The following is a 12085-nucleotide window of genomic DNA, read 5'->3' as shown; positions in this document are numbered from 1 at the left end:
CTTCACCTCCGTATCGACCGGCCGGCCCAAGGGCGCCATGATCCGTCACGAGGCCATCAGCGAACGCCTGTTGTGGCAGGTCGAGGAGATCCTGCACTTCGGCCACGACGACGCGTCCCTGTTCAAGGCGCCGCTGTCCTTCGACATCTCGATCAACGAGATCTTCCTGCCGCTCGTGTGCGGCGGCCGGCTGGTGGTGCTGCGGCCCGGCGGCGAACGCGACCCGCACCATCTGCTGAGCGTGATCGCCGAGCAGCGCGTCACCTTCACCTACCTGGTGTCGTCCATGCTGGACGTCCTGCTGGAGATGGCGGGAGACTCCGGACGCCTCGACAGCCTGCGCCATGTGTGGTGCGGCGGTGAGGTGCTGACCCCCGAGCTCTACGAACGCTTCCGCACCCGCCTCGACATCCCCATGTACCACGGATACGGTCCCGCCGAGACGACCATCGGCGTCTCGCACGTCATCTACCGGGGCGCGGCGGAACGCCTGTCGACATCGATCGGCAGGGCCAACCCCAACACCCAGCTGTACGTGCTGGACGACGAACTGCGCCCCGTCCCGGTCGGGGCCGGCGGCGAACTGTACGTCGGCGGCTTCCTCCTGGGCCGCGGATACGTCAACGCTCCCGGCCTGACCGCGTCCCGCTTCGTGGCGAACCCGTTCGCGGCCGACGGCTCCCGGCTCTACCGGACCGGTGACCTCGCGCGGTTCGCCCCGGACGGCTCACTGGACTTCCTGGGCCGGGCCGACAACCAGATCAAGATCCGCGGGATGCGGCTGGAGATCGAGGACGTCGAGGCCGGTCTCGCCGAACACCCCGCGGTGCGCCACAGCTGTGTCGTCGCCAGGAAGAACACGGCGGGCGGCACCTACCTCGTCGGGTACGTGATCCCGGCCGCCGGGCACGAGGACCTGCACGCCGACGAGGTCAGGGCCTGGGCCGACGCGCACATGGTCGAGTACATGGTGCCCACCCACACGGTCGTGATGAAGGAGTTCCCGCTCACCGCCAACGGCAAGCTGGACCGGGCCGCGCTGCCGGAACCCGTGACCTCGGCCGGCCCGGTCCTCCAGCCCACCACCGAGAACGAACGCGTGGTCTGCGCGGCCGTCGCCGCGGTCCTGAGGCTGGACGAGGTCGGCGTCGACCAGGACTTCTTCCGGCTCGGCGGGGACAGCATCCTGGCGATCTCCCTGCTGAGCGCGCTGCGGGACGCGGGGCTCCACGTCACCGCACGGCAGATCTTCGCCCACGGCGTCGTCGGCGCCCTTGCCGCGGTCGCGAGCCGCGAGGACGCCTCCACGGCGCAGGACGACGACGTGGCGACCGGGCCCGTCGTGGGATCCCCCATCGTCCAGTGGCTCGGCGAGGTCACCGACGCGGTCGACGGCTTCGTGCAGTCGGTGGTGCTGAACACCCCGCCGGAGCTGAGCGCCGAAACCCTCGACAGGATCCTCACCGCCGTGGTCCGGCGGCACGACATGCTGCGGGCCAGGCTGGTGCGCGGTGAGCGCTGGAGCTTCGACATCCCGGAGGCAGGGGAGACCGTCGCCGGGTGGCAGGAGAGCGGCCTGCCGCTCGACGCCTGCGTCGAGCTGGCCACCGCCGGACTCGACCCGGACCACGGAGTCATGCTGCGGGCCGTATGGCGCCGCGAGGCGCGGGAACTGGTCGTGGTCGTTCACCACGTGGTCGTCGACGGCGTCTCCTGGCGCGTCCTGATGGAGGACCTGGCCACGGCATGGCGGCAGACCACCGCCGGCGCACCGGTCGAACTGCCCCCGGTGGGAACGTCGTTCCGGCGCTGGACCGAGCTGCTCGCAAGCACCCCGTTCGACGCGGACCGTGCCCACTTCGCGCGTCCCCTGCCCGATGTGGACGGGCTCCTGGGCAGGCGCGCCCTGTCCGTCGCCGACACCGTGGCGAGCGAGCGGGAACGGACGGTATCGGTCGGACCCGGGATCACGGCGGCGCTCCTCGGCGAGATACCGGCGAAGTTCCACGCGGGCGTCAACGACGTCCTGCTCACCGCGCTCGCCGTCGCCCTCGCCCGGTGGCGCCGCGACCTCGGCCGGGACCAGACATTCGCCCACATCGAACTGGAGGGCCACGGCCGCGAGGGACGCTTCGTCGCGGACGCAGCCGGCTTCGAACCTGAACTGTCGCGGACCGTGGGCTGGTTCACCACCCTCTTCCCGGTGACCGTCGACCCCGGCGCCGCAGCCGACCTCACCTCACCCGCGTATCTGGCCGCCGCGCTGAAGCGGGTCAAGGAGGACCTCGCCGGCGTCCCGGGCAACGGTCTCTCCTACGGCGCCCTGCGGTACCTGGCCGGCGCCCGGTTCGACGCACCCGCACCCCAGGTGCTGTTCAACTACCTGGGCCGGTTCGACTCGGACTCCTCCGGAGACTGGCAGCTCGCCGGCTCCACCGGGCAGTTGGGCGAGAAGCGCGACCCGAGGATGCGCCTGCGGCGCGCCCTGGAGTTCAACCTCATCGCCGAGCCGGCCGCCACCGGCGGCGGGTACGAACTCGTCACCACCATCTCCTGGCCCGACGGCGTGTTCACCGACGAGGACATCACCGTCGTCGGCGCTTACCTGCGTGAGGCCCTCACCGGGCTGGCCGCGCTCGAACACGGCGGCCACTCGCCCAGCGACTTCGCCCCGCTGCCGCTCACCCAGCCCGACGTCGACGCCCTGGACGGCCCCGGACTGTGCGACATCCTGCCGCTGACCCCGTTGCAGGAAGGCCTGTACTTCCACTCGGTCTTCGACGACGACTCGGCCGGCAGCTACGTGGAGCAGCAGCTGCTGACGCTGGAGGGCGAGGTGGACGGCGGACGACTCGCGGCGGCGGCCACCCGGCTGCTCACGCTGTACCCCAACCTCGCCGCCCGCTTCGTGCCGCTCGCGGACGGCCGGGTCGTCTCCGTGCTGGAGAGCGGCGCCGAGGCGCCCTTCACCACACTGGACCGCCCCGGCATCACCGACGCCGAGATCCACGACCACGCCGAGCGGGACCGCCGCGCCGGGTTCGACCTGGCCACCGGCCCGCTGATGCGCTACACGCTCATCCGCGACGGCGCCGGCCGCAACGTGCTGGTGCAGACCGTGCACCACATCATCGCCGACGGCTGGTCGGTGCCGCCGATGCTCCGCACACTGCTGGCCGAGTACCACCGGCCGGGGACCGCTTACCGGACCGGCGGCTTCCCCGACTACGTGCACTGGCTCGCCGGACGGGACGACGACGAGAGCGACCGGGTCTGGCGCGAGCAGCTCGCCGGCCTGCCCGGCCCCTCGCTGGTCGCCGACGGGCACATCCCGTCCGACCGGTTCGCCGACACGGCCGTGGAGCCGTCGGCCGACGTCGACGCGGCAGCCCGGGCGGCCGGTGTCCCCCTGAGCGTGGCCGTGCACAGCGCCTGGGCGGTGACGCTCGGCGGCATCCTGCCCGGCGACGACGTCGTGTTCGGCTCCACCGTGTCAGGACGCGACGCGGCGGTGCCGGGCATCGCCGACATGGTGGGCCTGTTCATCAACACGATTCCCGTACGTGCCCGCTGGGGTGCGACGACGACGGCCGCCGGCCTGCTGGCCTCGGTGCGGGAGCACCAGAGCGCCGTGCTGCCGCACCAGCACGTCTCGCTGGCGCGGATCGGCAGGCTGACCGGCGCCGGTGCCCGCTTCGACACCCTGGTCGTGTTCGACGTCGCGACCGACGTGGCCGCGCTGCGCCGGCCCGGTGACGAACTGGTCATCACCGGCATCGTCAACGAGGGGGCCCCGCACTACCCGTTGACCCTGGTCGTGGAACGCACACACGACGGCCGGCCGCGCTTCAACCTGATCTACGACGGCGCGCTGCTCCGGGAGTCCGGCGCCGCTGAGATCCTGCGCACGTTCACCCGCACGCTGACCGGTCTGCTCACCCGGCCGGACGCACGGGTCGAGGAGCTGGCGTCCGAGGACGGCCGGCGCCCCGCCGTGCTCGCACCGACGACCCTGGGCGCGTTGTTCGACGCCGCCGCTCTCCGCGACCCGGCCGCCGTCGCCGTCACCCAGTGCGCCCTCGACGGCGACAGCAGGTCGCTCACCTACGGCGAACTGGCGTCGGCGAAGGACGAGCTGGCCGCGGCGCTGCGAGCGGCCGGCGTCGGACCGGGCGGACGTGTCGCCGTCGCCGTACCTCGTTCCCTGGAACAGGTCGTAGCCCTGGTCGCCATCGTCACCGCGGGCGGCGCCTACGTCCCGCTGGATCTTGCGTATCCGGACGAACGGCTGGCGTACATCCTGGCCGACGCCGCGCCGCAGGCCGTACTCGTGGACCGTGAGCAGCGCGACCGGTTCACCGGTCTGCTGGCCCGCGCCGGAGTACGGGCCCGGGTGCTCGTGCTCGGGGACGAACCGCCGCAGGCGGACGGGACGGCGCCGCAGACCGCGGTTGCCCGCCCGCAAGACCCCGCGTACGTGATCTACACGTCCGGGTCCACCGGCCGGCCCAAGGGCGTCGTCGTCCCGCACGCCTCCGTCGTGGCACTGCTCGCGAACACCCGTCCCGACATGGACTTCGGCCCGCAGGACGTGTGGGTCCAGTTCCACTCGTACTCCTTCGACTTCGCCGTCTGGGAGCTGTGGGGCGCGCTGGCGCACGGCGCGGAGCTGCTGGTACCGGACTACGCGCTGACCCGTTCCCCGGTGGACTTCCACCGGCTGGTCCGAGAGCGCGGAGTCACCGTGCTCAACCAGACCCCGTCGGCGTTCTACCGGTTCATCGAGGCGGACCGGCACGCCGGAGAACCGGCCACCGCGCTGCGCCGGATCATCTTCGGCGGCGAGGCCCTGGATCCGGCGCGGCTGCGCGGCTGGGTCGAGCGGTACGGCACCCGCTCGCCCGAGCTCGTCAACATGTACGGCATCACGGAGACCACCGTCCATGTCACCCACCGGGTGCTCACCGACGAGGACTTCGGTGCCGGCGCCGAAGTCAGCCCGATCGGCGGTCCGATCCCCGGTCTGGACACCTATCTCCTCGACGACCGGCTCCGGCCGGTGGCACCCGGCAAGGTGGGTGCCATCTATGTCGCGGGCGACCAGGTCTCCCTCGGCTACCTCGGCAGGCACGGGCTCACCTCGGGCCGGTTCGTGGCGAACCCGTTCGCGGGCGACGGCTCCCGCATGTACCACACGGGCGACCTCGCCCGCCGGACGCTCGACGGCGAGCTGGAGTTCGCCGGCCGGGCCGACGGCCAGGTCCAGCTCAAGGGCTTCCGGATCGAGCCCGGCGAGGTGGAGGCGGCGATCAGGGAGCTCGACACCGTGGTCGACGTGGCCGTCACCGTGGCGGACAGCGGCGACCACCTGGTCGCGCACGTCGTGGGCCGGGCGCCCGGCGACCTCACCGCACTCCTGGCCGCGAAGCTGCCCGCACACATGGTGCCGGGCCAGGTGCGGTTCCTCGACGCGCTGCCGCTGACGGTCAACGGCAAACTGGACCGCGAGGCCCTGACCGCGCGCGCCGCGCAGGAGGCCGCGCCGGTCGTGACCGGCGCCGCGCGGGACGGCGTCGCACCGGCGACGACCGGCACCGCGCTCGCCGCGCTGACCGGCGTCTTCGGCGAGACACTGCCGGGCTCCGACGTGGACGCCGACACCGACTTCTTCATGGCGGGCGGGGACAGCATCCTCGCCATCACCGTCATCAACCGGGCCAGAGCTCTCGGACTTCACATCGCACCGCGGGACGTCTTCCTGTTCAAGACCCCGCGCGCACTCGCCGGGCAACTGGACTCGCGCACACCGCCGGCTCCGGCCGCCGGGCCCGTCCGCCGCGAGGACGGCCCGCTGCTTCCGACCCCGATCATCATGCGCAGGCGGGAACTGGGCGGTTCGCTCGCCCGGTTCGCCCAGGCCCGGTCGCTGGTGGTCCCCGACGGCGCCGGGATCGATGACGTCGAACGCGCCGCCAACGCCGTCGTGGCCGCGCACCCCGTCCTCCGGCTGAAGCTGGACGTGGATCACGGTGTGTGGGCCCTGCGTACCGAGCCCCACCGCGAGGTCGCCGTCGTCCGCACCGAGACGGGCGACACGACGGCCGCCGCGAACGAAGCCGCCGGGCGCCTGAACCCCGAGGCCGGGGAGGTCGTCGCCTTCTCCTGGATGCCGCGGAGCCGCACTCTCGTGGTCACCGCGCACCACCTCGCCGTCGACGCGGTGTCCTGGCTGATCCTCCTCGACGACCTGGCCACCGCCCTGAGCGGAGCGGCCCTGGCGCCGCCCACCACCTCCTACGGCGAGTACGCCGAAGCGACGGGTGCCCGCTGCGCCGAGGTGACCGGCCTCGGCGAGTGGATCACCACGCTCGGGGCGCCCGCGCTGCTGCCCCGCGTCGAGGGCCTGCGCGAGACCACCGTCGTGCTCGCGCCCGAGGTGAGCGGCCGGGTGACGCGCACCGCACCCGCCGCACTCGGCATCGGCCTCACCGAGCTGCTGTGCGGCGCACTTCGCACCGCACTGACCCACGTCCAGGCGGCACCCACCGATCTCGCCGTCGACCTGGAGCGCCACGGCCGTGTCCCCGTCCGGGAACACCACGACTACACGCGCACGGTCGGCTGGTTCACCGCCATCGCGCCCGTACGGCTCACGGCGCACACCGACCCCGTCGAGGCGGCGCGCGAAGTCGCCGGACGCCAGCCCGACGAGGACGGGCACATCGCCTACGGCAGGCTCAGGTACCTCAACCCGCAGACGGCCCCGCTGCTGACCGCCCGCCCGCAGGTCCTGTTCAACTACCTCGGCCGCAGCGGCGAGTCCCGGGCGCCGCACATCACCGGCGCGGACGAGGGCAGCCCGTACGCCGTCGAGGTCAACGCGTGGACCGACGACACCACGGGCAGCCTGCACGCGGCCTTCACCCTCGCCGACGGCATGCCCGACGAGATCACCGGGCACTGGCGGGCCGCGCTGGAGCGCATCGCGGAGGCCTCCGCCACGGCCGAGCGCACCGCACCGGTCACCCCCCTCCAGCGCGGCCTGTACTTCCAGGCCCAGATGGCGGGCACGGCCGGACACTACGTCGCGCAGAGCTACTTCGCCTTCGACCGCCGCCTGGACACCGACGCGCTCGCCGAGGCGATGGCGTACGTGATCGCCCGGCACCCGGTCGTGGGCGCCGGATTCACCACCGACGACCGCGGCAACCCGGTCCAGGTCCTCGGCGCGGGCCGCCGCGTCGACGTCCGTACGGTCACCGTCGCGACGGAGGCCGAGGCCGACGCCCTGCGCGCCAGGGACCGCGACACGGGCTTCGACCCGGGCGAGCCGCCGCTGGTCCGGCTGACCGTGGTGCGCCTGCCCGGCGACCGAGACGGCCTGCTGCTGAGCTACCACCTGCTGCTCTGGGACGGCTGGTCCCGCGAGATCCTGCTGCGGGACCTGTTCGACGCCTACCGGGACGTCCTCGCGGGCGAACCGCCGGCCGCGATCCCGCTCTCGCCCGGCTTCGAGGACTACGCCCGCGCGCTCGCCGCCAAGGACCCCGCCGTGGCGGAACGCTTCTGGGCGGACCACCTCGACGGACTCGGCGGCCCCACCCTGCTCGCCGGGGAGCAGCCCACCGTCACGGACGAACTGCCGCGTGCGCTCGTCCACACGATGTCCGCCGAACTGTCCGATCTGCTGCGGCAGGCGGCCAGGACGCACGGCGTCACCCTGAACTCGGTGCTGACCGGGGCGTTCGGCCTCCTGCTGGGCGCGCACACCGGCCGCAGCGACGCCGTGTTCGGCGTCACCGTCTCCGGCCGCGAGGGCGAAGGCCTGTCCGGCATCGTCGGCGTCCTGCTCAACACCGTGCCCATGTGGACGCGGGCCCGGCCGGACGACACGGTCGGGGAGTACCTGACGGCCGTCCAGACGGCCCGTGTCGAGGCGATGGAGCACGAGCACCTGGGCCTCGGCGAGATCCAGCGGGCCAGCGGACACGACACCCTGTTCGACAACCTGTTCGTGCTCCAGAACTTCCTGGACCTGGACGCGTTCGCCGAGATGAACGCACGGCACGGCATCACCTCGGTGCGGGCCGACGACTCGACCCACTACCCGTTCACCTGGGTCGTCACGCCCGGCGACCGGCTCACCGTCAAGCTGGAGCACCGCGACGACGACCCCGAGGGCGCCCGCCGCCTCCTCGACGGCTACCTCCGCGTGCTGGAGGACCTGGCCGGGTCGGCCGGCCCGGTCGGCGCGCTGCCCGGCGTGGGCACACTGCCCGGAGCGGCCCCCCGTACGGACGTCGGCACGGACACCGTCGTCGACCGGTTCGACCGGGCGGCCGACCGTGACCCGCGGCGCGTCGCCCTCGTCGCCCACGGTTCGGCCATGACCTTCGCCGAACTCCGGGACCGTAGCCGTGCGGTGGCCGGAGTGCTGGCCGGCCGCGGTATCGGACCGGAGCGGACCGTGGCCCTCGCGATACCGCGCTCCCTCGACTCGATCGTGGCGCTGTTCGCCGTACTGCGCGTCGGCGCCGCCTATGTGCCGCTGGAGCTCGACCACCCGGACGAGCGCATCGCCGCGATCATCGAAGCGGCCCGCCCGGACGTGATCCTCACCGTCGGCGCGGTGTCGCCCCGGCTGACAGGTGAGCTGATCGAGCTCGACCGTCCGCTGCCCGCGGCCGAGCCGTTCCGCACGTTCGCGCCGGAGGACCCGGACCGCCTCAGGCACCCCGCGTACACGATCTTCACCTCCGGATCGACCGGGAAGCCCAAGGGCGTGGTGACCGAGTACGCCGGACTCACCAACATGCTGATCAACCACCAGCGGCGCATCTTCGAACCGGTGCTGGCTGAGCACGGGAACCGGGTCTTCAGGATCGCGCACACCGTGTCGTTCGCCTTCGACATGTCGTGGGAGGAACTGCTCTGGCTGGCCGACGGCCACGAGGTGCACATCTGCGACGAGGAGCTGCGCCGCGACGCGCCCCGGCTGGTCGAGTACTGCCTGGAGCACGGCATCGACGTGATCAACGTGACCCCGACCTACGCGCAGCAACTGGTTGCCGAGGGACTGCTCGACACCCCCGGGCGGCGCCCCGCGCTCGTTCTGCTGGGCGGGGAGGCCGTCACCCCGGCACTGTGGCAGCGGCTCGCGGAGACCGAGGGCACGGCCGGCTACAACCTGTACGGACCCACCGAGTACACCATCAACACCCTCGGCGTCGGCACCTTCGAGTGCGAGGACCCGGTGGTCGGCGTAGCCATCGACAACACCGAGGTGTACGTACTGGATCCGTGGCTCAGGCCCCTGCCGGACGGCGTGCCCGGCGAACTGTACGTGTCGGGTGTCGGCATCGCCCGCGGCTACCTCGGGCAGCCCGCGCAGACGGCGCACCGGTTCGTGGCCTGCCCGTTCGGGGAACCGGGCGAGCGCATGTACCGCACCGGGGACCTGGTTGTCCGTCGCCCCGACGGCAACCTGGTGTACCTGGGCCGGACCGACCAGCAGGTCAAGATCCGCGGGCACCGCGTCGAACCGGGCGAGGTCGAGGCCGCGTTCGCCGCGCACCCGGCGGTACGGTTCGCCGCCGCGGTCGCCCAGCCCGACCCACAGGTCGACGGAGCGTACCGGCTGGCCGCGTACCTGGTGCTCGACGGCTCCGGTCTGGCGTCCGTCGCCGCCGAGGTGGGCGCCGCCCTCCCCGACTTCCTGCGCCCCACGCACTACGCGCAGGTCGACCGCATCCCGCTGACCGTGAACGGCAAGGCCGACACCAAGGCGCTCCCGGAGGCCAGGCCGCTGGGCGTGCTGACGACGGTGGCCGAACGTGCACCGGAGACGGACACCGAGATCACGGTGTGCGAGTTCTTCGCCGAGGCACTGGACCTGGACGACGACGAGGTCAGCGCGGTCAGCGACTTCGTGGCCCTCGGCGGACACTCCATGCTGGCGGTGCGCCTGATCGGGCTGCTCCGCCGGGAGTACGGTCCAGTTATCACGATCCGCGACCTGCTCACCCTGCGAACCCCCGAAGCGATTGCCGGTCACCTCGATGCGAACTCCTGAACCCCACCGGCCCCTCAGCGGAGCCGGCATCCTGCGGACGGCGCTGCGCCGCAACCTCGGTGCCATGACCTGGGGCACCGTCCTCATGGGCCTGTACCAGGCAGGCGAGACCGCCTTCCCCATCGCGCTCGGGCTGATCCTCGAGCACACCCTCCAGGACCGGAGCCCCGGTTCGCTGGGGGTGTCGATCGGCGCGCTGGCCGTGATCATCACGACCGTGTCACTGTCGTGGCGGTTCGGGATGCGCGTCCTGCAGAAGGCCAACACGACGGAGGCGCACCGCTGGCGGGTGCAGGTCGCGGAGTGCGGACTCCAGCCCGTGGACAGGAAGATCGATCTGAAGTCCGGCGAGGTGCTGACCATCGCCACCGAGGACGCCGACTCCACCGCAGACATCATCGAGGTGGTGCCGCTGCTGATCAGCTCGCTGGTCGCGGTCGTGGTCGCGGCGGTCGCGCTGGGCCTGGCGGACCTCCGGCTCGGACTGCTGGTGATCATGGGAACCGTCGTGATCCTGACGATCCTCAGCGTGATGTCCAAGCGGATCGGCGCCAGTACCCAGGAACAGCAGGCCCGGGTGGCGCGGGCCGGCGCGAAGGTCGCGGACCTGATCACCGGCCTGCGCCCGCTGCACGGGTTCGGCGGCAACCACGCGGCGTTCGTGTCCTACCGGAAGGTCAGCACGGAGGCGAAGCACCAGGCGATCACCGTGGCCAGGGTGAACGGCGCGTACGCCGGCGCCGCACAGGCCCTCAACGCGGTCCTGGCCGCCGCCGTGACCCTGACGGCGGGCTGGCTGGCGTTCGACGGCCAGATCACCATCGGGGAACTCGTCATGGCGGTGGGTCTCGCGCAGTTCATCATGGAACCGCTGAAGATGTTCTCGGAGATGCCGAAGTACGTGATGATGGCGCGCGCCTCGGCCGACCGGATGGCGCTGGTCCTGGCGGCACCCCCGGTGTCCGCCCCGGGCCCGCAGCGCCCGGCCGCGGGCGGGGACCTGGAGATCGACGGCATCCGGTACGGGACGCTGCGCGAGCTGAAGTTCCGGGTCGCCGCCGGGGAGTTCGTGGCGATCACCGCCTATCAGCCGCGCGCGGCAGCCGACTTCGCGTCGATCCTGGCGGTGAACGTCCCGCCGCAGGAGTACGACGGGACGGTCCGGATCAGCGGGCGGGAGATCGCGGAGCTGCCGGTCGAGGCCGTCCGTGAACACATGCTGGTCAACCCGTACGACGGGGAGATCTTCGCGGGCACCCTCCGTACGAACATCGACCCGGCGGGCACCAGCCGCACCGTTCCCGAGGCGGTGGAGGCGTCCATGCTGACCGACGTCGTCGCGCTCCACCGCGACGGGCTCGACTACGCCATCCGCGACCGGGGCGCGAACCTGTCCGGGGGACAGCGCCAGCGGCTGTCCCTGGCCCGTGCCCTGGCCGCCGACACCGACGTCCTCGTTCTGCACGATCCGACCACGGCCGTGGACGCGGTCACCGAGCAGCTGATCGCGCGCAACCTCGTGAAGCTGCGCCGGGGCCGTACCACCGTCGTGATCTCCAGCAGCCCGGCTGTCCTGGACGCGGCCGACCGGGTGCTCGTCCTGGACGACGGGATCATCACGGCCGAGGACACCCATCGCAACCTCCTCGCCACCGACGAGGCCTACTGCCTGGCGGTGGCGAGGTGAGCGGCCGGGGCGCCGGCCGCTGAAGGTGTCGCACCGGACAGGACGCCGGAACACGCGCTTACTGTCTCTCAGGCATCCCAGGCACGGGGGCGGTTCAGCGCGTCCCACTCGGGGCGCAGCAGCGCGAACACGGCGAGATCGTGTCGTCGTCCGCGATGCGGACATGCGGCGCGGCTGACCCCTTCGTGTTGTCGCCGTCGCGGTGAGCAGCTTCCCGACGGACGTCCGGGCGTGTTCGACCGTGGGCGTCCCGTCGCCGCGTTCGGAGAGCAGGGCGCGGAAGCCGGCGGCGTCCGACTCGGCCCAGGGCAGCAGCAGCAGCCGCT

2 protein-coding genes are annotated in these 12085 nt (G+C 72.4%); both read left to right on the top strand.

What is annotated here, in order from left to right; all coding sequences use genetic code 11:
* Positions 1–10072, top strand: a 10072-nt coding sequence (locus JGS39_RS12130) for a non-ribosomal peptide synthetase (protein WP_219568875.1), incomplete at its 5' end; no start/stop codon positions are given.
* Positions 10059–11759: an ABC transporter ATP-binding protein gene (locus tag JGS39_RS12125; RefSeq protein WP_219568874.1), complete on the top strand. Its 1701-nt coding sequence runs from the start codon at positions 10059–10061 to the stop codon at positions 11757–11759. The genes JGS39_RS12130 and JGS39_RS12125, both read left to right, overlap by 14 nt.
* The last annotated feature ends 326 nt before the right edge of the window (positions 11760–12085 follow it).

This window comes from Streptomyces poriferorum, assembly GCF_019399235.1.
In the GTDB taxonomy this organism is placed as follows: Bacteria; Actinomycetota; Actinomycetes; order Streptomycetales; family Streptomycetaceae; genus Streptomyces; species Streptomyces poriferorum.
This window is presented reverse-complemented; position numbering and strand designations above follow the sequence as displayed.